Annotated in this window: 23 protein-coding genes and 1 pseudogene; 4 read left to right on the forward strand and 20 right to left on the reverse strand. The window is 44.9% G+C overall.

Going from position 1 to position 24,127, the window contains the following annotated elements:
* Nucleotides 1-289 precede the first annotated feature (289 nt).
* From EST42_RS10030 to EST42_RS10075, 11 genes are all read right to left on the reverse strand, one after another.
* The gene (locus EST42_RS10030) at nucleotides 290-850 is read right to left on the reverse strand and encodes a glycerophosphodiester phosphodiesterase family protein (RefSeq protein WP_134645286.1); all 561 of its coding nucleotides are present in this window, start codon (nucleotides 848-850) and stop codon (nucleotides 290-292) included.
* Nucleotides 850-1,146, reverse strand: a complete 297-nt coding sequence (locus EST42_RS10035; RefSeq protein ID WP_134645287.1) for a glycerophosphoryl diester phosphodiesterase membrane domain-containing protein — start codon at nucleotides 1,144-1,146, stop codon at nucleotides 850-852. Before EST42_RS10035 ends, EST42_RS10030 begins: the two co-directional genes overlap by 1 nt.
* A 3-nt stretch (nucleotides 1,147-1,149) precedes the next feature.
* A complete protein-coding gene (locus tag EST42_RS10690; protein WP_167711250.1) occupies nucleotides 1,150-1,320 on the reverse strand; it encodes a hypothetical protein in 171 nt (56 codons plus the stop codon).
* A gap of 317 nt (nucleotides 1,321-1,637) precedes the next feature.
* Nucleotides 1,638-2,831 (reverse strand): methionine adenosyltransferase, encoded by a 1,194-nt coding sequence (gene metK, locus EST42_RS10040; RefSeq protein ID WP_134645288.1) that lies wholly within the window; start codon nucleotides 2,829-2,831, stop codon nucleotides 1,638-1,640.
* 262 nt (nucleotides 2,832-3,093) lie between these two features.
* On the reverse strand, nucleotides 3,094-4,803 hold the full coding sequence (locus EST42_RS10045; protein WP_134645289.1) for a phosphoribosyltransferase: 1,710 nt from the start codon (nucleotides 4,801-4,803) through the stop codon (nucleotides 3,094-3,096).
* Nucleotides 4,804-4,991: 188 nt separating this feature from the next.
* Nucleotides 4,992-5,774: a type I methionyl aminopeptidase gene (map, locus tag EST42_RS10050; RefSeq protein WP_134645290.1), complete on the reverse strand. Its 783-nt coding sequence runs from the start codon at nucleotides 5,772-5,774 to the stop codon at nucleotides 4,992-4,994.
* Between the two features lie 129 nt (nucleotides 5,775-5,903).
* On the reverse strand, nucleotides 5,904-6,182 hold the full coding sequence (locus EST42_RS10055; protein ID WP_134645291.1) for a hypothetical protein: 279 nt from the start codon (nucleotides 6,180-6,182) through the stop codon (nucleotides 5,904-5,906).
* A 72-nt stretch (nucleotides 6,183-6,254) separates the two neighbouring features.
* Entirely contained in the window at nucleotides 6,255-7,379 is a 1,125-nt protein-coding gene (locus tag EST42_RS10060; protein ID WP_134645292.1) for an LCP family protein, read from the reverse strand.
* Nucleotides 7,380-7,449: 70 nt separating this feature from the next.
* Entirely contained in the window at nucleotides 7,450-8,073 is a 624-nt protein-coding gene (locus EST42_RS10065; protein WP_134645293.1) for a hypothetical protein, read from the reverse strand.
* Entirely contained in the window at nucleotides 8,070-9,470 is a 1,401-nt protein-coding gene (locus EST42_RS10070; RefSeq protein WP_134645294.1) for a HAMP domain-containing sensor histidine kinase, read from the reverse strand. The genes EST42_RS10065 and EST42_RS10070 overlap by 4 nt, the downstream gene beginning before the upstream one ends.
* Entirely contained in the window at nucleotides 9,467-10,135 is a 669-nt protein-coding gene (locus tag EST42_RS10075) for a response regulator transcription factor (protein WP_245150478.1), read from the reverse strand. The genes EST42_RS10070 and EST42_RS10075 overlap by 4 nt, the downstream gene beginning before the upstream one ends.
* Before the next feature lie 129 nt (nucleotides 10,136-10,264).
* Between EST42_RS10075 and msrA the strand changes: the two genes are divergently transcribed.
* On the forward strand, nucleotides 10,265-10,789 hold the full coding sequence (gene msrA / locus EST42_RS10080; RefSeq protein WP_134645311.1) for a peptide-methionine (S)-S-oxide reductase MsrA: 525 nt from the start codon (nucleotides 10,265-10,267) through the stop codon (nucleotides 10,787-10,789).
* Between the two features lie 39 nt (nucleotides 10,790-10,828).
* Here the strand turns inward: msrA and EST42_RS10085 are convergent, their stop codons facing one another.
* Nucleotides 10,829-11,026: a hypothetical protein gene (locus EST42_RS10085; RefSeq protein ID WP_010375137.1), complete on the reverse strand. Its 198-nt coding sequence runs from the start codon at nucleotides 11,024-11,026 to the stop codon at nucleotides 10,829-10,831.
* Nucleotides 11,027-11,221: 195 nt separating this feature from the next.
* Here EST42_RS10085 and EST42_RS10090 point away from each other — a divergent pair, with 195 nt between their 5' ends.
* The gene (locus EST42_RS10090) at nucleotides 11,222-11,536 is read left to right on the forward strand and encodes a PTS sugar transporter subunit IIB (RefSeq protein WP_134645296.1); all 315 of its coding nucleotides are present in this window, start codon (nucleotides 11,222-11,224) and stop codon (nucleotides 11,534-11,536) included.
* A 304-nt stretch (nucleotides 11,537-11,840) separates the two neighbouring features.
* Here EST42_RS10090 and EST42_RS11300 read toward each other — a convergent pair whose 3' ends face one another.
* The 5 genes and pseudogenes from EST42_RS11300 to EST42_RS10115 all read right to left on the reverse strand — a co-directional run bounded on the left by EST42_RS11300 (nucleotide 11,841) and on the right by EST42_RS10115 (nucleotide 17,687).
* Nucleotides 11,841-12,092, reverse strand: coding sequence for a helix-turn-helix transcriptional regulator (locus tag EST42_RS11300; RefSeq protein WP_245150479.1), 252 nt, complete (start codon nucleotides 12,090-12,092; stop codon nucleotides 11,841-11,843).
* Nucleotides 12,093-12,157: 65 nt separating this feature from the next.
* A pseudogene (locus EST42_RS10100) lies at nucleotides 12,158-12,403 on the reverse strand (MFS transporter); the annotation flags it as partial.
* 243 nt (nucleotides 12,404-12,646) lie between these two features.
* Nucleotides 12,647-13,477 (reverse strand): helix-turn-helix transcriptional regulator, encoded by an 831-nt coding sequence (locus tag EST42_RS10105; protein WP_134645297.1) that lies wholly within the window; start codon nucleotides 13,475-13,477, stop codon nucleotides 12,647-12,649.
* A gap of 123 nt (nucleotides 13,478-13,600) precedes the next feature.
* Entirely contained in the window at nucleotides 13,601-16,138 is a 2,538-nt protein-coding gene (locus tag EST42_RS10110; protein WP_167711255.1) for a M1 family metallopeptidase, read from the reverse strand.
* A gap of 163 nt (nucleotides 16,139-16,301) precedes the next feature.
* Nucleotides 16,302-17,687 carry an amino acid permease gene (locus EST42_RS10115; protein ID WP_134645299.1) on the reverse strand — a complete coding sequence of 462 codons (1,386 nt, stop codon included), beginning with the start codon at nucleotides 17,685-17,687 and terminating at the stop codon, nucleotides 16,302-16,304.
* 107 nt (nucleotides 17,688-17,794) lie between these two features.
* On the opposite strand from EST42_RS10115, the gene mmuM reads away from it, so the two are divergent.
* Both mmuM and EST42_RS10125 read left to right on the forward strand, forming a co-directional pair.
* Nucleotides 17,795-18,751, forward strand: a complete 957-nt coding sequence (gene mmuM, locus EST42_RS10120) for a homocysteine S-methyltransferase (RefSeq protein WP_134645300.1) — start codon at nucleotides 17,795-17,797, stop codon at nucleotides 18,749-18,751.
* 237 nt (nucleotides 18,752-18,988) lie between these two features.
* Nucleotides 18,989-19,297 (forward strand): transporter substrate-binding domain-containing protein, encoded by a 309-nt coding sequence (locus EST42_RS10125; protein WP_245150480.1) that lies wholly within the window; start codon nucleotides 18,989-18,991, stop codon nucleotides 19,295-19,297.
* A gap of 41 nt (nucleotides 19,298-19,338) precedes the next feature.
* Here the strand turns inward: EST42_RS10125 and EST42_RS10130 are convergent, their stop codons facing one another.
* The 3 genes from EST42_RS10130 to EST42_RS10140 form a co-directional block, all read right to left on the reverse strand.
* Nucleotides 19,339-21,420 (reverse strand): ATP-dependent Clp protease ATP-binding subunit, encoded by a 2,082-nt coding sequence (locus EST42_RS10130; RefSeq protein ID WP_134645301.1) that lies wholly within the window; start codon nucleotides 21,418-21,420, stop codon nucleotides 19,339-19,341.
* Between the two features lie 148 nt (nucleotides 21,421-21,568).
* The gene (locus tag EST42_RS10135; protein ID WP_134645302.1) at nucleotides 21,569-22,765 is read right to left on the reverse strand and encodes an MBL fold metallo-hydrolase; all 1,197 of its coding nucleotides are present in this window, start codon (nucleotides 22,763-22,765) and stop codon (nucleotides 21,569-21,571) included.
* Nucleotide 22,766: 1 nt separating this feature from the next.
* Complete coding sequence (locus EST42_RS10140) at nucleotides 22,767-24,047, reverse strand: ABC transporter substrate-binding protein (protein ID WP_134645303.1); 1,281 nt, start codon at nucleotides 24,045-24,047, stop codon at nucleotides 22,767-22,769.
* Nucleotides 24,048-24,127: the final 80 nt, after the last annotated feature.

The following is a 24,127-nucleotide window of genomic DNA, read 5'->3' on the forward strand; positions in this document are numbered from 1 at the left end:
CAAACCAGCCAGCGCTCCCACGTTGTTTTAACCGACGAGCCGCCTTATTGTTTACTCTTTTCACCATAGTCGCCCTTCATCCAAAAAGAATTACCTGTATCATTCATCCTATCAATGTTAGCTAATTACCAACGATGCCGTTCGTGGCACTTGATTGTCCGCCGTTCTTCGTCCCAGCGATCCAAATCTTCTTGAGTTGGTCCGCTATCATTTGAATCAGACGCAAAACTTTGAATTTTAGCTGTATGGCCATTCTCATAAACCGTTAACGCCATGGCTTATTGTAGCGTTAAGTCGAAATTGACTTGTTTGATGCCCCTTTTGTTAAGGTCGTTAAGGCTGGATCGTGTATCAAGACCAATTTGCCATCCTTAGTTTGACGAATATCCATTTCAACATAGTCTGGATGTGCCTTCGCCACTGTATCTTGTAATGCCGGAATCGTGTTTTGCACCCCATTACCGCCGTCAACACCATGGTGAGAAATGATTTTCATGTGCCGATTAGCCGTATTGACCACAAACCAAAACGATGGCGTCGCGCCTTGCACAATCAAATTCAAAATCAAGAACGCCTCAACCCAGCGTTTTGACCGCTTTGACTTGCTGACAAAATCAGTTAGTGCTACTACCTGATAATCACGTGTCATCAGTCCAAATAAAAATTGCAGACCCACGATACTGAATAAGATGTCGCTTAATGTTGCCAAAATGAACGTCAGCACCGCGCCTAGCGCACTCGCATCAAGGTTACCCAGCTGATCAATTCCAAGTTGCAACAAGTACGTCACACCAAACGCCAGTAACGTCATCGCCCCAATAAGTAGCGAACCAAAGAACAATTTAAACATCAAATACCAACCTGCCCGGCCAGTCTTTTTTGCCAGCTATTATGTAGCGCGGTTTTGGCTGATTGCTGATGTAGAACCAGTTCCGGCAACACATAGAAGAACCAAATCGCTAAAAACAATGCGCTCACAAACAATATTGCCAGTGTTCCCCACATCCAGGTAGTCGCCATAAGCGTCGACCAGACAAATTCTGGAATTTTCACATTCGTCAGTAACGCCGAATGAAAAGTCAGCATCGGAGATGGCAGAGCTAACACCCCATACGCCACAATTAATGCACTACGACCGAATCCCATTCGTCAAATCTGATAGCCAGCTTGTTTCATGGCACTCAGTGCAGTTGGCTTTTGACCAGCATGAATCGCTGAAAACCCAAGCGCATAACTAACTGCCTGCCAAACGAACTCTGCTAACAGCGCCACAATCGCCATAAGCAAAATCACGGTAAAGGCTGGATTTTGTAAAAGCATCTGTTTAAAAGTCGACAGTGCAAAAATGGTACATTATCCAGCCACTGCCCGACGTAAACCAGCCCCTTCAACACTGGAATCACCAATGCCGTAATGACGATGGTAACAGCTAGGTAGATGCGACTAAACGCCCAACGCGATTGCCAAAATCGCCCCCATGTTAACTCCCAAAGTCGTTTCATAATTCTTTGCCCCGTTCGTTTTTTATTGGAGCTATTATAGCAAGCTATCCAGTGTTTTCTGGGTGTTGCGGTTCAAACGGGATTAAAAAAGAAGCGTCGCGAGTCCAAAGACTCACAACGCTTCCACAATCTCTATTACTTGTTAAAGTATGCCTTCAACTCATCAACCTTATCCAAACGCTCCCATGGCAAGTCCAACTCTGGACGGCCGAAGTGACCGTAGGCAGCCGTTGCTTCGTAACGAGGCTTGCGCAAATCCAAGTCCTCGATAATTCCGGCTGGACGCAACTCGAACAAATCACGGACTGCGGCAACCAATTCGTCATCAGAAACCTTACCCGTACCGAACGTGTTGACGTTAACTGAAACAGGCTTTGCTACACCGATAGCGTAGGCAACTTGGATTTCAACCTTTTCGGCCAAACCAGCTGCAACAATGTTCTTGGCAATGTGACGCGTTGCATAAGCGGCACTGCGATCAACCTTAGTAGCATCCTTACCTGAGAAGGCACCACCACCGTGACGTGCGTATCCGCCGTACGTGTCAACAATAATCTTACGACCCGTCATACCAGCATCACCCTTAGGTCCCCCGATAACGAAACGACCAGTTGGGTTGATGTAGTAACGTGTGTCATCATCAACCATGTCGGCTGGCAACACAGGGTCAAGGATGACCTTACGCACGTCAGCACGTAATTGATCCAATGTCACTGAATCACGGTGTTGCGTTGACAAAACAACTGCGTCGATACGTGTTGGCTTGTCGTTTTCGTCCAATTCAACTGTCACTTGCGCCTTAGCGTCAGGCAACAAGTATGACAATTCACCATTACGGCGAACTTCAGCTTGCTTCTTCACCAACTTGTGTGACAAAACAACTGACAACGGCAAGTACTCATCGGTTTCGTTCGTTGCAAAACCAAACATCAAGCCTTGATCACCGGCGCCAATTTGGTCCAATGGATCAACCCCACCGTCTTCACGTTGCTCAATTGCTGAATCAACACCTTGGGCGATATCTGGTGATTGCTCATCCAACGTAATCCCAACGTGGATATCATCCGCCAAGAAACCAGCATCCTTATCATCGTAACCAATACGCTTCAATGTTTGGCGTACGATATCGTTGATGTTTACATAGGCCTTCGTTGACATCTCACCAAAGATGTTCACGTAACCCGTTGTTACTGATGTTTCAACGGCGGTACGGGCTTGTGGGTCTTGCGCCAAAACAGCATCCAAGATGGCATCTGAGATTTGGTCTGAAACCTTATCGGGGTGACCTTCTGAAACTGATTCTGACGTAAACAAACGCTTTTCTGTCATGTATAAAAATCTCCTAAACTTAATATCTCTCAAAAACTAAAAACCCGACATACCACTCGTAGGCGGCATGTCGGGTTGAATCGATATGCGCCTATCTGCTAGAAAGTACCACATCGCCCGAAACGGGTAAGTTGGCGTCAGATCAAAGGGTCTAGTCCCTCCCTGAACTCTCGATAGGAAAGTCGAATTTATTTACTTTTTAATACTCAAACTAGTTTACGGTTTTTACATAGAATTAGCAAGTTAGAAATTTTCTAATCATTTATGACGCCGTGGCATGTAACGTAACTTTTACCAGTGTACTCGTGCCTGGGTTCCCTAAAATAAAAATGTTCATCCCCTCACGTCGCAACTGATGGGCTTCGTTGACGGTTTCATGATGGGCACCTCGTAACACGACAATCCGAACATCGTACAACTCTTTTCGTATTTCATCAGCCACTTTATTGTTAGCAACGGTCGACGTGTCGATCCATTTCACATTTGCCCCCATCTTCTCCAGTTTGCGTTTCGCGTGATTGGCTGTCTCACCCCACCAGCTGACAATGAGCACGTCCTTACCCGCTAAGACAGTTTCGTCTTCAAAGCGCTGTAAATCATCGTCATTATAAACACTAGCCGGTCGCTCATATTGTTTATGGATCGATCGAATCAAGACAATCCGGTCACTATCGATGCGTTGCCGTGCAGAGTACAGCTCCCCATCTGTAATATCAGTCACGTCAAGGCCATTGCAATCAACGTCTGAGAGTTTATGATAAGCGAAACTGTTATCCACAAAATACCGATCATCATCTTCAGTAACAAAATAGCCCTGTAACGTCGTCCATAATGTGAGCTCATCCCCCTCAACCAGATCGTTATATTTTTGCACCAGGCGTTCAATGGGATGGTATTCCGCCAATGAATCAGCTGTCAAATTTGCAATTAGCTGACGCAGCAATTTAGTATTCGTTAACAACGTCGGTTGTGGCGCAATCTCAACTGGTTCTGTCTCAATCAAAGCCGGTGCCACTTCACCAACTTCCGGGTGCGCCGCCACTTTAGCCTGTTCTAACTCCGTAATCCGGGTAGCTAAGGTTTTTAGAATCGTTTGCACGTTATGATCAGAAAGTGGAGCGATTGTGGATTGCTGAGCTTGATGTAGCTGGTCTTGTTGCGCTTGTACTGTGTCCTTCAGCATCGCGATTTCATCTGTCAGTTGCACCTCCGTCTGCTCACTCGTGGTCAGGTCGTCTTGTTGCGACCGAACCGTCGTCTGTGCCTCACGCAACGTTTGGCGCAATGTCGTTAACTCAGTCGCCTGTGTCTGATTTTGATGGCGCAAACTGAGCAATTGTTCCGCCGTATTCCCTTGTTCTTGTTCAGAGGCTTGTAACTGATACTGTTGATCCGTTATCGCTTTTTCCTTTGCATCACACTCGCGTTGCAGCCGGCGCAAGTCATCTTCCGCCTTCAAAGCCCGTTCCATCGCATCAACCGCTTGGCGTTTCAACGTTTTATTCGCGCGTTCTAAGGTCTTCGTTAATTCTGTCGTTGCATCAAAGCGTGGCGTTTCATCATCCGGCGTCATCCATGGTGTGGCTAAGGCTGCCAAATATTCATCCCCTGACAGCCGTTGCCACAACAACCCGTTCGTCACGTCTTCGAATTCTGGCACATCAAGTAGCACGCCTTGATCGGTTTGGTATAGCAACTGACGCGTTTCACCCAAAACGAATTCGTAGTCATGAAGTGGCACGGCTTGCTCTGGTGATAAATGCGGATGTACCACCTTTTCTAAGCGATACATAATTTGTGGTAACCGCAAATTAACCCGTGATAGAAAACTCGGCGTCAGGACATTATCTTTTTTCTGCACCGCCAAAATAAAATGATGTAGTTCTTGTAAGTCATCATGCAACTTACCTTTATTTTTTTGCCCATCTTGATCGTTGATTCTCTTTTTAAGTCGCTTTTTGTCTATTTTCATGGAACCCCCAATCCTGAAACAGGCAGTCTTCGCTCGGTCAAACCAATTAGTTAGATAATCGCGCTTTTTATTTCTAAACGCATGCATTAATACTTCTGCGAACTACTCTATCTGATTTTTAACGCCAACACAACCTATTTTTAGGCATAAGAAAAACGGCATCCCCACTTAGGAAATGCCGTTAATTTTTAAAGATATTTTGCATCAAATTCCGGATCTTGACTGGTCAAAATCTTAGGACCGTCTTCCGTAATGGCAATCACGTGTTCGTACTGAGCTGACCATGAACCGTCCAACGTGGTCACTGTCCAGCCGTCTTCTTCAGACGTTTCAACTTCCCACGTCCCCATGTTAACCATTGGTTCAATGGTGATGGTCATGCCCGGCTTCAAGCGCAAACCGTGGCCAGCTTCACCGTAGTGGAACACACTTGGATCTTCGTGCATCGTGGGTTGAATACCGTGGCCAACATAGTCACGGACATTCCCGAAACCATTTTCATCTTCGACATACGCATTAATCGCAGCCCCAATATCCCCCAAACGGTTACCAACTTGCGCTTGCTCAATACCAATGTACATAGCACGCTTGGCAACGTCCATCAGTCGTTGCACTTCTGGTGACACTTCACCAACTGCATACGTCCAAGCTGAATCTGAATAATAACCGTTCAAATCAACGACCGTATCAACTGTGACAATGTCGCCTTCTTTTAAGGATAATTGCTTACGGGGAAATGCGTGAGCGACTTCATTGTTAACCGACACAGTCGTGGCATATTCATAGCCTTCAAAGCCAATCTGTGCCGCGCGTCCACCGTGACTTTCGATATAATCACGGCTGAAAGTTTCAATTTCCCAAGTTGAAATGCCAGGCTTAATAATATCGCGTAGCCCTTGGTGCATACCAGCAATAATCGCACCAGACTGGCGCATGCCTTCGATTTCACGAGGTGATTTTAATGTAATCATGCCTAATCTCTTTTCTAATCTATAGTTATTTCATTGTAACTGTTTTTCCGTACTAAATGTGTAACATATAAAAAACTCGCATTAACGCCAATGAATTTTGACCTTAATGCGAGCTATTTTAATCATTTTTTAGCCAACAACCGTTGCCAATTGCATCGTCAAGAATTGGTCAATCCACGCCTTATCCAACAACAAATTTGTGTCATTAGCTGACATCAGAAAGACCTGCAAGTAACCACGAACCAATTCATCATCAGCCAACGCTGCCAACTTTGGCAAGCGTTCTGACAATTCAGGGTTCGCCAAAATCATTGCTTCATTGGTCCGTGCAACACGTGGAATGTTCGTCCGGATAGCGCCCGCAATCTTCGTCACTGCAGCATCGTTAATTTGAATGGTAATTCCCATGGTTATAGCCTCTTTTCACTAACTTATATTTGCATTATACGGTAAGTTAGTTCGCAAGCGGGAAATAAAGGGCTAGTTTTGTGTCTGTGTCGCTAGTGTTGGCACCCCAATGGCGGCAATCTCAGAATCTGAAATGTCACCCCCATACAAGTTACCGGTTTCTTTATGTTGCAACCCCAATGAACGTCGTAGCACGTTGGTTGCCCGTTGCTCTTCGTTGTGCGAAACAACTTCAGTTGAACCAGAGGTTAAGTTATACCCGGTACCACGGATGTAATCTGACTTAATTGTTTTCGTCGCTGACAGGTAATGCGTCCCAATCGTTGTCATGTCACCAAAGGTCAAATCAGTCTTAACCGATTTTGACAAGAAATTCATAAAGCCATGCGTAAGTAAGCGAGCTGGATTCTTTTTCGCCTTCTGTACCACCGCTTCTAAGACCATGCGTTGACGTTGCTGACGCCCATAGTCCCCTTGCGGATCGTCATAACGCATCCGCGAAAAGGCCAAGGCCGTCTTACCGTCCATCGTGTGGTACTTAACAGTTTCGCCATCCTGACCGCTGAAGGAATAATTCGTCGTCCCCGCCGTAAAGTTGAACGTATACCCTGGCGTATCATGGGCCGTGTAGGGATTATAACCAAAGGTCAGTGGGGATTTCACTTTCACCCCACCGATTTCATCGACCACCTTTTCAAGGCCGCCCATGTTAACTAAGGCGTAATAATCAATCGGCACATTCAGCCAATTTTGTACGGTTTCAATCGCCGCTTTGGCTGAACCCAATTCATAGGCTGCATTGATTTTTTGTGGGAATGTACTTTCATAGCCCGGAATGGCCATCAATGTATCACGGGGAATTGACATGATCGTTGTTTCAGACTTAGTTGGATTAATCGTGACAACCATCATCGAGTCTGTCCGGCCTTTATCATTACGACCAAGTTCACCTGTATCTGTACCCAACATCAAAATTGAAATTGGCTTACCGGCTTTGACGGTTTCCGATACATCACGAGCTTTTTTCATATGCGTTCCTGCATACGTCTGATCTACCACGGTCTTAGCACGCCATGTCATCGCAGCCGCGCCACCACCAACAACCACTAGGCCAACCAAGGCGGCAATACCAATGATACGATCCCAGCGTGGTTTGCGTTGGCGGGTCGTTCGTGATTTTTGCTTCTGCTCTGTCATGAATTTGCTCCTTAATTCTTTTTCAGGAGTTAGCATAACGAACAGTTGTATCTAACTTGTATCACATCAACTAAACCGGCATCAGTAATAAGTTTGATTGCGAATATGTCAAACGATAATCAATCGTTTTACTATACAGCTGGCTAACTTCACCATCTGCTAAGTAAGCCGTATGTTTAACTGGGAGCCTAATATTTCGTTGCCAATTTTGCAAGACCTGTTGTTCATCAATGGCAACATGCTGGCTAATCCATTGAAAACTAACAATCAATTGATTACTCGGTACATATTCAAACTCGATATCGTTATCAGCATCAGTTGCTGTGACCGCAAAGGCTGTTACCACCTCACCATTTTCAGAATGATAGACTCGTTTCTCAACGGATTTTACCTTAATTGTTGGCAACGCAATCCCCGTCACCTGCTGCGTAATTCCCGCAACGTTGATTCCCCCCGCTTCAAGGACATCGCTTTTGAATTTGATGGCACTTGGATAATCTAAAATAACCGCTAACGTTTGGGCATTGGTCAGTTTACTATTTTTTTCATTCGGCAACGTGTAATCAACTTCATGTGATAACCGTTTCGTATAGTGAGTGTCCTGCCAGGCAACAAACCATTGCAATCCACTGACTACACCAGCAAATATCAACATCGACAGGATGATCACTAATAAATTTTGCTTTTGCTTCATAATTTAATGGACGCTTGTGGTATCTGAATGATGATCATTGCGCCTGCTCCTTCACTGTTATTTTTTAATGTGATTTGCCAATTTAGGGTCTCGCTAATGCGCTGTACAATTGATAGCCCCAACCCAAGATGGTCATCCGCGCCCGTTTGACTTCCCGTGACGAATGGGGCAAACACATCGCCTAATTTTTCGGTTGCAATCCCATGCCCATTATCCTGAATTTGCATTTCTAACCCATCTGTCGTTAGCGACTCACTGACGACGATGCGTCCACCAACATCTGGCAACGCCTTAATGGCATTATCTAACACGTTCACGAGTATTTCGGCAAATAAACTCATATCAGTGTTGAGTTGATACGATTGCGGCGTCTCATAACGAAAGTCCACTGGTTGCGTGACTTGTTGCCGAATGCCGACAATAATATCCGTCACCTTGGCGTGCACCTCATCGCTTGATACCCAAGCCGTGTCCAACGTCACGTGATCATATTGAATAAGCTGGCTAATCCGACTACCAAGCTCCTTTAACCGGGTACTTTCTTCAACGATATAATGCACCGCTTCTGCCTTGGTGGCCTCATCAACGGTTGGTTCCGCAATCAATTCGGCATACCCTAAGATAATCGTCAGTGGCGTATTAATTTCATGTGTTAAATGACTAGCAAATTCTTTTTGAAAGTCCGCATTATGCCGTTCCGTAGCCACCATCGCCTGAATTTGCTGGGCCATCTGATTGAAATCAATCATCAACTCAGTTAGCTCATCATGCCGCACGGGCTGTAATGGCTGGTATGACATTGGTTCTTCCTGAAAGGATCGACTTGCGCCACGCAACTTATACACCGGTACCAGGATTTGTTTCGTCAACACATAAACCACACCGGCTGCAATAATAAAAATCACGAGTAGATTAACCTGAACATCATGTAACAAGCGCTTCTGAGCCACATAAACCGTATGCAAGTTAGTAAACGAGCTAATGTAATAGGTCTTACGTAATAAGCGGACCTTAATCGTCGCCACAACGAGCTTTTCGTTACCTTGCAATAAGTACTGTACTTGCTGTTTATTCGACGTGGTAACCTTGATCTGCTTAGCCGTATTGGTCGCAACATCTTCATGATAAATTAGGTCACGGTGCTTGTCCCAAATCAAAACGTTATCTTGTGTATCACCGACAAATTTGACCACTTGATCCTGCTTGATTCCCTTAACTTGCTGATAGTCCAGTTGTTGAACCTGGCGCGCCGTTACTTTATTCAGCATGGTGGTACTGTTCTCTTTTTCCTGCAAGCCACTCTGAAAACTCCGATGCAACACCAGTACGCTGTTAATCGCTAATGAGGCAACGATAATCACAATGAATGATAAAAATAATTTAACTGATATTTTCATTGCGCAACCATCCGATACCCAACTTTAAAAACCGTGACAACATCATCGGTCAGCTGTAACTTTTTGCGAAGTCGTTGCACATGTAAATCGACCGTGCGTGTGTCATTCGCGTCATCCGCGAAGTCCCACAACGCTTGGTAAAGCGCATCACGGGTCAAATTAACCCCTTGGTTACGGATAAAGTACACCAATAGTTCGAATTCCTTACGGGTCAAATCGATGATTTGTTCACCGCGCTGCACGGTTTGTTGGGGAACATTGACCGTTAACTCACCATAATGCAAAATCTGATCCGTTTGACCATCTGTTCGTCGTAATACGGTTTCAACTCGTGCCTTTAGCACTTCCAAATGGAACGGTTTCGTAATATAGTCATCCGCGCCTAATTGCAGGCCTTGCACAACATCACCGACCTCGGTCTTTGCTGTCAAGAAAATAACTGGTACCTGTGCATCGATGACATATGGCAAAACATCATAACCGCTCATTTTAGGTAAGGTAATATCTAGTAACACTAAATCAATTTTGTCGGCAGCTAATATCGCGATCGCTTTCTCACCGGTATACGCCTGACGAATATCATACAAAGATTGCAGACTCATTTTTACCAATTGATTAATGCGGACACTATCATCCACAATCAGCAACGTACGTTTCATATTCATCACCTACTTTTCATCACTTACCGTCAGTCTATCATAAGTAAAATTTGTATCCGACTTGTATCTTCGAAAAGATTTACTTTTCATTTAATTTTTGCGCGGTAGAATAAGGACATAAGGGAGGTATTAATGATGACAACACAAACTGCAACCTTTGCTGGGGGATGTTTCTGGTGTATGGTCGAACCATTTGAAACCATGACCGGTATTGAAAAGGTGCGTTCTGGCTATACTGGTGGTTTTGTGGCAAATCCTACGTATGAACAAGTTGCCGCTCACCAAACCGGTCACACTGAAGCCGTCAAAGTTTGGTTTGATGACCAACAAGTGTCGTACCAAGACCTGGTTGACCTCTACTGGCAACTAGCCGACCCAACTGATGCTATGGGCCAATTTGCCGACCGCGGCGACTCATACCGCCCCGTTATTTTCGTTGCCGATGAGCAACAACGACAAGTGGCTGAAGCTTCCAAAGAGGCATTAGCGACATCAGGCCGTTTTACTGACCCAATTGTGACAAGCATTGAAGATGCAAAACCTTTCTACGACGCCGAAGAAGAACACCAACAGTTCTATAAGAAGAACCCCTTACGAGAATACATGATGATGATGCCCCGTAAGGCCTACCAGAAGAAATATTGGTCAGATAGGACATAACGTAAAAGAGCGACAAGGTAATCTTGTCGCTCTTTTACGTTAATACGTGTGCACCGGAATCTTACGCAAGCGCACCGTCTGATTTTCGGTGTCTGCATCAAACATGCAAACTGTGTCGCCAAGTGCTAATTCGTAAACACTCTGATACTTTAGAATGTGACCGTTCACCGTAATTGTTCCCTTAGTGAAATTGCCCACTGTTAAATGCACGGTCATGCCTGGCAAAATATCTTTCATGATTAATCCCCCTTCAAGTTGTCACGACAACAAGTTATCCTACCAATAGTTTAGCATAAAAGCGCTTTCATTACCGTTTAGACATGACCCTATTTCATTTCATATTCCTCAAATAGGTTTATGATAGTTATTAAGGAAATCGCTTACTATAAATAAGTTAGAATATCAGCACTTTCGACTTTGGAAGTAATACACATGACAAAGCGAATTGTTTTAGTAGATGCAGCCGGCATGTCAATTTCAATGCTAGCCAACAAGATGAACGAAGCCGCTCAAGCTGAAAATCTAGACGTGACCACTACTGGCGTTTCTGATAGTGCTGCCCGTGACCAAATCGCCACAGATCAGCCAATTGTAATTATGACTGCACCACAAGTGAAGTACATGAACCAACGCTATGAAGATGACTATGGTAAGGATTACCCTGTTTTCGACACCAATATGATGGATTATGGCATGATGCGTGGCGCAAATATTTTGCACGAGGCACTAGACGCTGAACGGGGCTAACCGCAACCGCGATGATTTTTTGGCATATACGAGAAGGCGTAAGTGATTCGACTAAAAACCGAAGTACTGACGCCTTTTTCAATTCTTATTCATAATTATCAGAATTACCACCGTCAGTAGTCAGATGACGAAGCTGATTAGGCGTTTTCCCATATAGTTCTTTGAAGCACTTCATTGCTAATTTAACGTTATTGGCACCGTGTCGCGAAAAAATCGTCTTAATCGGCTGATTGGTCCCCAGAACATCCTGGTAAATCGCATCCAAACGAACCTGATAAATGTAACTAACAAACGTAACACCCACCTAGCGCTTAAAAATACGACTGAGATAGTCTGGATTGTAGTGAAATCGCTCAGCAACTTCGCGTAACGAAATTTTCGGTTGATACTGCTTATGAATATACACAAGGACTGCCTTCAAACGATCATCTTCAGTTAAATCTGTCGGCGTCAATTCAACTACATAATACATGATTAATTCGTAAAGCAATTGCATCAACACACTACCAAAATGCAAGCAATAACCGGCCTGCTTTTGGATGTAGGTCTGAGTCATCTGCTGTAACATGCCATCACACAGAAGATGGCAAATGGAATGGCAAACCACAACCAGTATGGTCATGACTTTCCCCACTTCGTATGCGTACGATCGATGAACTGTCCCCAAATCACTCCATCAATTGAATCAATAATTTCTGTAATCACGAAAAGTCCTGTAACGGCTGCCGCAGCAACTCCTAAAGTATCCGTACAGAAAACCAAGAAGTACGTTCCGACGATTTGAAAAATTGTGTTACACGCAAAGTCCGACATGGCGTAGGCGACTCGTTCGCCCCACCCCACTTGATTCGGCATTTTGTTATCCATGACGATGTCCCTCCATTTTGCATGGTTAATACCTAATTTTTTCTCTGCAATGCAAGCGTTTACATTACTACGTTTTTGATTATGGAAACATCACACGGAACGTACAAGACACCTGCATGACAAGGTCGTATTTAGCCAGTTAAAAAGTCAAAATCACCCCCTATTCTGGCACCGACCACAATATTGACACCTTCGCTAAAAACAAAAAGCAGGTGAAGTACACTGACGTACTTCACCTGCTACTTAACTATTTTTTAATGCCGTCGCGGTTAGACCGAAATTGTTCTTCAGCCCCCGATTCAAGGCCTGCGTCGATGGGAAACCAACTGCCGTCGCAGTAAACGTCGCCCCTTTATGATGCACCGTCAATAATTGATAGGCATGCATCGACCGGATCTTATTTACATACTGCATCACCGAATAGCCAGTTTGCTTCTTAAAGCACCGATCAAAATATGCCGTGCTCAGGTGTACACGATCAGCCAGCAATTCCAAACTCAATTCTGACGCGTACATTCGTTGGACATACGCAATCGTGTCCGCCACGTTATCGGTTACCGTATGTTTGTTTTCAATGCCAAAATGGCTGGCCATCATCGACAGTATTTGTAAGATGACCCCAATTAATTCATCATCACGAAACTCATGATTCGTTTTAGTAATTTGCCACACCGATAACATCAAATCTGCTAATTTTGCTTTCGCCTGCTGTTGCTCCACCGACATGAAAATTGATGGTTTCAAAATAAACCGGATATTACCAAGACGTGGACCAAACTTCTCAATAAACCGGCGGGATATCAGCAATAATAAGCTTTTTGTATCTCGGCTCGCTCGATGGACACCGTGCACCTCAAATGGATTAACCACCACAAAATCACCGGCTGCCATCTGTTCAGTTTCCCCGTCAATAACATATTCACGATTGCCCCCGGTAATCGTATAGTTAATCTCTAATTCTTCGTGCCAATGTTCCGGAATATCTAATGGCACCCGTTCGTCCGTTCGATCAACATAATCGAAGCGAACCGTATTATCTGCCCATTCAACACTAACATTTTCATATTCGTACATAGTCGTCCCCCAAAAATCACACGAACCTCTGCTAAGTTGACTATATCAGATTTGGTAAGCGCTTACAAACCAGTTATAAAAAAAGAGCATCCGCTTTCATAACCGGATACTCTATCAAATCCATTACTTATTTGCTTCTCGAATAGCGGCGTTAACCGCCTCTTTTTCAGCTGCGACCAACGCGACACGGGTCTCGATAACCTTGATGTCCATCGTAATTTCACGTGTCAAACCTGGCGTTGGCAACTTTGGCTCAAAGAAGGCTTTAAAGTCAGCTAAACGCTCAGCCGTTTGGAAGATACTGGCCGTCACTGTGATGTACGTGGTAAATTCCATGTCGCCACCGACGGTATCATCCAACCACTGCCACTCAGCCCGAATCCAATCCCAAGCCGCTTGTTGGCCACGATCATTAGCCAAAACGCCACGATACCATGCGCGCAAGTCTTGTGGCTTAATGATATTGGCATCTTCAAACTTTCCAACCAACTTCATAATCAAAGCGGGGTCAGTCGTTTGAGTCAGTGCCACCTGAATATCTGACTTATAGTTGGCGTCGGATGAAGCAACGTACGCTTGCAATAATTGGTCAAACAATGCTTCGCTACCGAAGTTTTCCACTTCATTCTGCAAAACCAAGCCACGTACTTCGGCTGGCAAGGCTGCTAAATCAGTTTGCTGATCAACAAACAACTGATGTGCTGTTGCAATCGCATCAGCATTTTCAGCATACAGTGCTGCACGTAACACAAGTGGCCGTGTAATGGCATCGTCACTGGTCTCACCTGCTTCTGCCTGCCAACCTAGTCGGGCAACTTGCTGACGACTCAAGCCATCAAAGAAGACCTGCAATTGACGCGCTTCTTCAGAATATGGCGTCACAAACTTCTTCAAATTATTCGCAACTTGATAAATCGCTGTCGTCACAACGACATGTTCACTATTCGCAAACGTCTGCAACAATGGTACAACCGTCGCATATGACGTTAAGCCACCCTCAGACAACAAGCGTTGATCTTGCAATAACTGTAATTGTGAAATCGTGCTTAAGCTATTGGCATCTCGTAGAATATCTGCCAACAAAGTCTCATCGTACTTCACAATAAAGTGAGAGTTGTTGCCAACATTCAATTGGAACGGTTGTCCGTTTTCAGCTCTTAGTTGTTGATAGTCACCCACTACAATCTGTTGGTCAGTTAACAATTCTGGTACTGCAGCATAGTTACTGTTCAACGGAATTTGCCACTGGCGTCCCTTATCCTCACCAGCACCAATAAAGAATTGCTGCTGTGATAATGTCAACTGACCATCAACAACCGTCGCTGTCACAACGTGGTAACCAGGTTGCTCCAACCATGAGTTCATAATGGCACCAACTTCTAAGCCGGACGCCTCACCCAACGCTTGCCACAAATCCGAACCTGTTGCGTTGCCGTACTTGTGTGCATCAAAGTAGGCCTTCAAGCCCTTACGCAACGCGTCATCACCCAGCAATGCCCGCACCATGACCAACATACGGGCACCCTTTGCATAGACAATCGCCCCATCAAAGAGTGAGTCAATTTCAGCAGGATCCTCAACTTGCACATGTACTGATTGAACCCCATCCGTCGCATCACGACTCAAGGCAGCTGGCGCATCTGACGTTTGGAAAAGCTCCCAGATATGCCAGTCTGGTTCAATCGCATCAATGGCCACGTACTCCATCATATTGGCAAAGCTTTCGTTCAACCACAAGTCATCCCACCACTTCATTGTCACCAAATCGCCAAACCATTGGTGTGCCAATTCGTGCGCAATCACAGTTGCGACAACTTGCTTACGCCGCAATGGTGTATTATCTGGATCAACTGTTAAGTAAGCTTCACGGTAAGTCACCAACCCCCAGTTTTCCATGGCCCCAGCTGAAAAATCAGGCAAGGCCAATTGCCATGAGTGTGGCAATGGATATGGCGTTTGGTAGAAATCTTCATAAAATTCAATTGATCGCTTCGCAATATCAAGGGCAAAGTCGAGTTCATTGGCCTTGTGCGCCTTAGTGGCAAACACACCAACTTCAACACCACTTGTTGTGCGCGTTGTCTTGCTTTGCAAATCACCAAAGGCAAACGCAACGAGATACGTTGACATGCGAACCGTTGTTGCAAAATAGTGCACGCCATCGGCTTCACGGATTTCTGGCATGTTCGCAAGGACGGTTTCCCCTGGGTGTTCGTCAAACTTTAACGCCAAATCAAATGTCGCCTTTGCCTCTGGCTCATCAATTGATGGAAAAGCTTGGCGGGCAAATGTCGTCTCAAATTGGGTACCAACAATCTGCTTCTTTTCGCCTTGAACCTCATAGTATGACGGATAAATCCCCATCATCGTATCAGTTAGTGGTGCTGTGTAGGTAATCGTTAGTGCCGTGGGGCCGACTTCACGTAACTGCACTCGAATTGCTTCGTGTTCATTATCAACCGTATACGTTAGGGCTTCCCCCGCCTCATCGGTAACCGCGTCAATCGTTAAATATTTTTGGTGAATGGCAATTGCCAATGCTTTCGACTCACCCGAAATTATCGTGCGTCCGGTAATTAATTTTGAACCGCGGTTCACATCAAGATATAAATCATAATGCGAAGGTTGGAAAGTTTCGTAAAAGTGTTCATTTTCTGCTATCATATTAACTCCCTAAGCACACATCTTTATTTTGTTCTATGTTACATAAATATTAGAACTTTTCTCATTAAAGTCAATGGTCAAGTTTATTCTAACCCCGCCTTGTAAAAATCGCTTAATAAAGGGGTAAGCCATCACCCAATCGATACTATACCTAGTTAACTTAAATATCCGCGTACGTGTGCCGGTGCTTTGCTTTAACATAGTAAGCCAAATAGCAGAAACCTATGAACGGCACCATATAATACAGCGCCATCCGTTGTGTTGGATCAAATATAATCAACACACACGACAAGAAGCTCAGAATGAAGGCAGCCCACGGCACAACTGGAAACCAAGGGGTCTTAAACGTCAACTCATCAACCGTGTGCCCCGTCGCCAACCAGTTCTGTCGGAAGCGAATTTGTGAGTATGCAATCGCCATCCAGACCACGACCACCGCTAAACCAGAAATAGAAACAAGGACCAAATAAACCGTCGAGGCGGCGAACACACTTGATAACAGCGCTAAAATACCACCCACCATCGACAACGACAATGCGATTAACGGTGTCCCACGATGATTCGTCTGGGCCACTTTTGGAGAAATCATGCCCTCGTTGCCTAATGACCATAACATGCGTGTCGATGCGTAAAGGCCTGAATTAGCGGCTGATAAAATCGCGGTCAATACAACAAAATTCATGATATCACCGGCGAACGGCAAACCGATTTGATTAAACACCAAGACGAACGGGCTTTGACTAACCCCAGCATTTTGCCAAGGAATCAGCGCAGCCATGACCGTAATACTGCCAACAAAGAAAATAATTAACCGGGCCAAGGTTGTGTGAATCGCTTTAGGAATTGTATGCGCCGGATTCTTCGTTTCACCCGCGGTCACCCCAATCAACTCAGTTCCCGAGAACGCAAAATTAACGGTCAGCATCGTCGTGAAAACACCGGCGATACCTTTGGGAAACCAGCCATCTTTCGTTAAATTGGTTAACCCAGGCGCGTATGAATAACCATGAATTGGAATAATACCACAAATTGCTAACAAGCCGATCACAATGAAGCCAATAATCGCAATGACCTTAACACTCGAAAACCAAAACTCAGCTTCGGCAAAAATGCGTACTGACAAGGCATTAGTCACAAAAATCACAGCCATGAAAAGTAAACTCCATAACCAGACTGGTGTCCCTTTAAACCAATTCTGCATAATTAACCCGGCTGCTGTAAACTCAGAACCTAACGCAACCGTCCAGGTTAACCAGTATAAAATCGCGATAGTAAATCCCGTTGCTGGACCAATAAAACGCGTTGCATAAACGTGAAACGAACCGGTTTCGGGCATTGCAACAGATAATTCGCCCAAACATAACATCACCAAATACACCACGAGTGCTCCCAGCCCATACGCTAAAATGGTGCCAATTGGCCCTGCCTGGTGAATTGTGTAACCTGAACTCAAGAACAATCCCGTTCCGATGACACCACCTAGAGAAATCATCAATAAATGCCGGGCGGACATTTCTCGATGCAAGCCTGTATGATTTTCCGACATATTAACTACCTCCAACGTTTTATTGTGTTTAAATTACAAAAGAATTAGAATTAACTCATATATAATGCAATATTACTAACAAATAAGCAATACGGACGGTAAAATTCATGACAGATCTTATCTCAGAAAACATTCAGCAGAACGGTCATCTGGTTCTTGATGGCGCAATGGCCACAGAACTTGAAAAGCGTGGCATTGCAACAAACACTGCACTTTGGTCGGCAACAGCCCTACGTGACAATCCACAGGCTATCATTAACGTTCACACCAGTTATTTCAAGGCAGGGGGTGATGTTGCAATCACTAACTCGTATCAAGCAAACGTGCCTGCATTTGAAGCAGCGGGCTATACAACTGACGAAGCTGAGGAAATGATCACGGCTAGCGCGACATTAGCTATTAAAGCGCGCCAAGCGTACTATGATGGTCTCTCAAAAAATGACCGATTACGACGCGCTGCACATCCCCTAGTTATCGGTAGTATCGGTCCGTATGGTGCTTATCTGGCTGATGGTAGCGAATACACCGGCAAATATGACTTATCACAGACAGCATTCAAAGATTTCCACCGTCGTCGCATGCAACTACTAGACGCCGCTGGGGTTGACGGTTTCGCCTTTGAAACCCAACCTAAATTTGCGGAAGTACAAGCACTGGTTGATTTACTGCAAACCGAATTTCCAACGCAACACGCTTGGATTTCATTTAGCATCAACGATAACGGTCGTGAGCTTTGGGATGGCACACTACTGGCGGAAGCTGTCCAAGCATTTAACGACGTCGATCAAATTTGTGCCATCGGTATCAACTGTACCGCCATGGAAAATATCGCTGATGCAGTTGCGTTGATTAAGGAGTACACAGATAAACCTATTATCATCTACCCTAACAACGGGGATATTTACGACCCAGCCACAAAAACTTGGCAAGAAAACGAACATGCTGCGTCATTTACAAATTTGGCGCCACTTTGGCAAGCCAACGGGGCCGCCATCATTGGCGGTTGCTGCCGGACGACACCAGCTGATATTGTAGAAATCACTAGCGTCTTAACGGACGACTAGCGGTTAAATTTTCCCTAAACCAGACTGTTTTTAATTTTTTGACATCAATATCTTCACAAGCTTAGAATGACGGCATACTTTTGAAAGGGCGTGTCGAACACATGTACAAGCATTATTACAAATTAGCACTTGTTGGCTTAGCCACAGGGACATTGTTCAGCGCCAGCGTTTGTAAACGCTAGTGCTGTAACAGTTGGTCACCTTAACGTTATTCATAAGGAACAACTAACAGTCGGTTTGGAGGGCGGTTTCGCACCATTTTCATTCCGAACAAAGTCAGGTAAACTTTCTGGCTTTGAAGTAGCATTATCAAAAGACGTACCAAAGCAACTCAAGCTGAATCCCGTCTTTGTGCAAACTAAATTTGATTCTTTGAATTCCGGCCTGGATACTAAGAAATATGACGTCGTCTACAACGATATGTCGATTACACCTGAGCGCCAAAAAGCCTACACCTTTGGGCGCGAATATTTGTTCACGAAGTCGGTTTTGATTACCAAGAAGGGGTCTGATATCAAAACTTACGCTGATTTAACTAAAAAATAAGCAAAAATACCTGACCGGCATAACCGATCAGGTATTTTTATTTACTCTTCTGTTGTTACCGTTGCGGGCGCTACCGATTCGGCAGTCACTGTAATGGCATCATCAACAACGGTTGCTTGGAGTTGCTTAACATCTGGATTATCCAAATAGAAATCAGCTACCCGATCTTCCAATTGCTCTTGGATGACACGGCGCAATGGCCGAGCCCCCATCGTTGGGTTATAGCCTAACGTCACCAACTTCTCCATTGCTTCCGGTGAGACATCCAGGTGTAATCCTTGAACTGCAATCGCTGTATTCATATCAGCCAACATTAAGTCAACAATTTGCGTTAAGTCATCCTTGTTCAATGCATTGAACGACACAATGTCGTCAAAACGATTCAAGAATTCTGGCTTAAAGTACGGCGCTAACTTGGCTTGCAAATCAGCCGTTGCCTGCCCAGCACTGGTCCCAAATCCAACCGTCGTTGTCTTATCACCCGTGCCGGCATTTGACGTCATGATGATAATCGTATCCTTAAACGACACCACGTGACCTTGCGAGTCCGTCAAACGGCCGTCATCCAACACCTGTAAGAACATATTCATTACATCCGGGTGCGCCTTTTCAACCTCATCTAACAAAACCAACGAATATGGTTGACGTCGTACGGCTTCGGTTAGTAAGCCAGCCTCTTCATACCCGACGTAACCAGCTGGTGCTCCAATCAGCTTTGAAACCGACTGTTTCTCCATGTACTCTGACATATCAAAGCGAATCATATTATCTGACGAACCAAACAGTTCCTCGGCTAACTGCTTGGCTGTTTCCGTCTTTCCAACACCGGTTGGTCCAACAAATAAGAAGCTACCAATTGGTCGACCAGTCTTATTGAATCCGACACGATTACGACGAATTGCACGGGCAATCTTATCTGTGGCTTCCTTTTGACCAATAACATGGGCAGCTAAGTGTTCCCCAAGATTACGCAATTGATTTTGCTCAGACTCGGCCAATTCACCCACTGGAATACCGGTCCGTTCTTCAACAATTTGCTGAATGTCTGCTACCGTGACTTGTTGCGCCCGCTCATTTTGCGGTGCTTGTTGCTTAACAGCCTCAAGTTGTAACGTCAATTGGTTCACTTGATCACGCCAGTAGCCGGCCTTTTCAAAATCTTCGTTATTAACGGCGCGTTGCTTTTGCTTTTCAGCATTTGCCATTTGCTTTTCAATTTCAGCTGGATCAGCAACCTTCACCGTCAAATTCTTACGCGAACCAGCTTCATCAATCAAATCAATAGCCTTATCAGGCAAGAAACGGTCATTAATGTAACGGTTTGAAAGGTCAACAGCTGCTGCCAACGCGTCGTCCGTATACTTAATCTTGTGATAATCCTCATAGCGGCCACGAATACCCTGCAAAATTTGTAGTGCTTCATCCGCTGACGGTTCATTAACCTGAACTGTTTGGAAACGACGGGCGACCGCCGAATCCTTCTCAATTTTACGATACTCATTTAGCGTCGTTGAACCAACTAATTGGAATTCACCGCGGGCTAATGCCGGCTTCAAAATATTACCGGCATCCATTGAGCCATCACCAGTCGTACCAGCACCCATAATCTCGTGAATTTCATCAATGAAAATAATGACATCATCTCGTTCAGATACTTCCGTCATTAATTGTTGCATGCGCTCTTCAAATTGACCACGCATACTCGTCCCTTGTACCAAAGAAACCATATCCAAACGAATGACTTCCTTGCCTTGCAACTTAGCTGGTACTTTCGCATTAACGATAGCTTGTGCTAGTCCTTCGACAACGGCAGTCTTTCCAACACCAGCCTCACCAATTAACACGGGATTATTCTTCGTACGCCGGTTTAAAATTTCAATGACCCGGGCAATTTCTTTATCACGACCGATAACCGGATCAATCTTTCCTTGGCGCGCTAATTCGGTCATGTTAATCCCGTATTGGTCTAACATGCCACGCTTACCATTACCGTCGTTACTCGACCGTTGTGCGCGCGGATCCTGCCCTTGACGCATTTGTGCAGCTTGATTACGTGCTGCTTCGTTATTCATCATCCTAAAAATATCATCAATATTTGAAAAACCAAATGGTACTTGTGCCATAATAAACAGCCTCCCTCATGACTATTCTTCAAAGCAATGTCCTCGATAACATTATTTTAGCACTCATAATAGATAAGTGCTAATTTAATTTTTTATAGCATATAACTAAAGAGACTGGAACAGATACCGTCCAGTCTCTTTTTGCAAACTATTCAAACGTAAAAGTTTCACCCTTCTTCGGCAAGTAAGTCTCGATACCAATCTGTCGCAACGCTTCTGCCTCACATTCTGGATGGAATGAGTGCCAAGGCACTGTCATTTTCGCATCGACCTCCACTGCGATTCGCAGTAAATCATCAGGTGTCGCATGGCCACTAGCACCCGCAAGTTGTAGCGTCACACCACGTTGCTCAAGATACGCTTTTAGATCAGCATAACGTGGGTCATAATCACCTAACGGCTCACCGTTCATATGCAAATAACTAAATGTAACAAACGCATCGAGCAAATGTATATTATCAAAGTGATTTTGCAAGACGTATCGGCCTGGCTGTTGTTGCATATCCGCCACTGTAACATCTTGTCCAAGCATCATCTCATTAAACGCGCCCATTGCACGAAGAATGCCAGCAAAGCGTTCGTCCCAAACCAATTCACGATTTGCCTGGCGGGCGGCCGCACTCAGGTTCATTAGCCGTTCAACGTTACGCTCATACGGATTAATGACAACTAGCTCATCAGATGCCATTGCGTTCGTAAAATCAGTTAAAACAGTCGCTTCAGTTCGTCGTTGTCGTGATGTATCGTCATCAAACGAAAATTCAGTTCCTTCAATAAAAAACAAATCTGGTCGATGTTCATGCAAGTATTGCGTCCAAGCCGTGACACGTTCTGGGTGCCAACCATCATAACGCACATCGCCACTATGCACAAAGCGGTATTGTCCGTCCGTAACCTCAAACATTACGGCACCCATAATATCGTGATCCGTCGCGAATGCACGAACCGTTAAATCGCCAATTTGCACATCTTTATTCGGTGCTATCACTTGCACCTGTACATTGGGTGCTGACTCTAAGTCCTGACGACTCAACTCTTCATAAAGTGTTTCCGATTCCGTTGTCATGTAAACCGGCGTCAATTTCGTCAGATACTTCAGTGCCCCCATGTGATCCAAATGCAAATGGGAGATAAAAATGGCAGTCTGCTTATCACCTGCGATATCTGTAAATAAATCTGGCAAAGCTGGCAAAACCTCGTCACTTAGCAAATTATCCGGTTGGCTGTCAGTAGGCGCAAAATTAATCCCAAAATCCATAATCACCCGAGCCGTTTGCGTTTCAAACGCCACCACATTACCACCAATTGTATCGACTCCGTTCAGAACCGTTACCGTTGTCGTCATACTACTTGTTATCCTTCACAATCTTCGTTGTTTGCTTTTGCAAGGTGTCCAATGCATCCTTTGGCGCCGTCTTCTTCGTTAGCATTGCATCCGTGGCACTTAGCAAATCAGTGCGGTACTCTTGATAACCTAAGAATGCCGTATCCGAGAAAGCCCCTGGCAATGAATCAGAAGCAGCCTTGGCCAATGGGTTCGCCTTTAAGTACGCCCTGTAATCAGCTGAATTGGCTGCCTTCTTCGTGATTGGCAAATAACCGGTTGCTTCAGCCCACTTCTCAGTTTGCTTATCTGACGCCAAGAACTTCATGAAGGCAAAGGCCCCCGCCTGTTCTTTCTTAGAAGCTTGTGCAGTCGTAACCAAATTATTACCTGCTAGCATTGTCGCTTGCTTACCCTTATATGAAGGCATCACAGCCGTACCCCAATCAAATCCTTGTGGTGCAGCAGCCTTGGTTGCTGAAATACCGGCTGATGATGAGAATGACAACGCTGTTTTACCATTAACAAAATTCGTCGTCCCGTAAATGTCAGAGCCGGCCGTCAACGCTTCGCCATTGTCCACCATATCAGTAATTGTTTTAGCTGCCGCAACTGCTTGCTTCGAGTTAACGTTCACTTTACCTGCCGGCGTCACCAACTTTACACCGGCTGATCGAACCATTGAGTTCCATTCCATATCAAATGATTTATCGTAACCAACCGCTGCAATATTGTGCGCTTTCAACGTCTTTGCCATCTTTGCGACGTCATCCCATGTCTTGGGAACTGCTAAATTATATTGCTTTAAGATCGACTTGTTATAGAACATCACGCGGGCCGAAGCTGAAAATGGCATCGCATAGTAAGACCCCTTGTACTTTGCTTGTTCCAAGAAACCTGGATAGATGTTCTTCAAATCATCCTTCGATAAGCCGGATTTCCCCTTCACTTGACTATCCAAATTGGTCACGATGCCATCTTTCGCATAATCTGGCACCTGGGTATAGGTTGCTTGGGCCATGTCAGGTAGCGTCTTTGACTTAGCTGCCGCCATCACCTTTTGATTCAAGGTCGTATAATCGCCTTGCGCCGTTGCAACAATTTCATACTTTGATTGTGATGCGTTAAACGTCTTGATTTGGTCATGCAACGCCTTGGCGTAGTTCCCAGTCATGGCATGCCAGAATGTAATCTTGGTTGGCTTTGATGCTGCATTCGCAGCCGTTGGAACCGCCGTTGCGAATGCACCTGATGCCAATGCCAATACCGCTGAACCTGCGAACAATTTCGTCCAAGTCTTCATGTTAACTTTCCCCTTTTTTCCCACAAAAAAATAACAACCGCTGACTGTCAGACACATCACAGGGCCCTTGTGATATTTCC

Source organism: Weissella cibaria (assembly GCF_004521965.1).
Classification (GTDB): domain Bacteria; phylum Bacillota; class Bacilli; order Lactobacillales; family Lactobacillaceae; genus Weissella; species Weissella cibaria_A.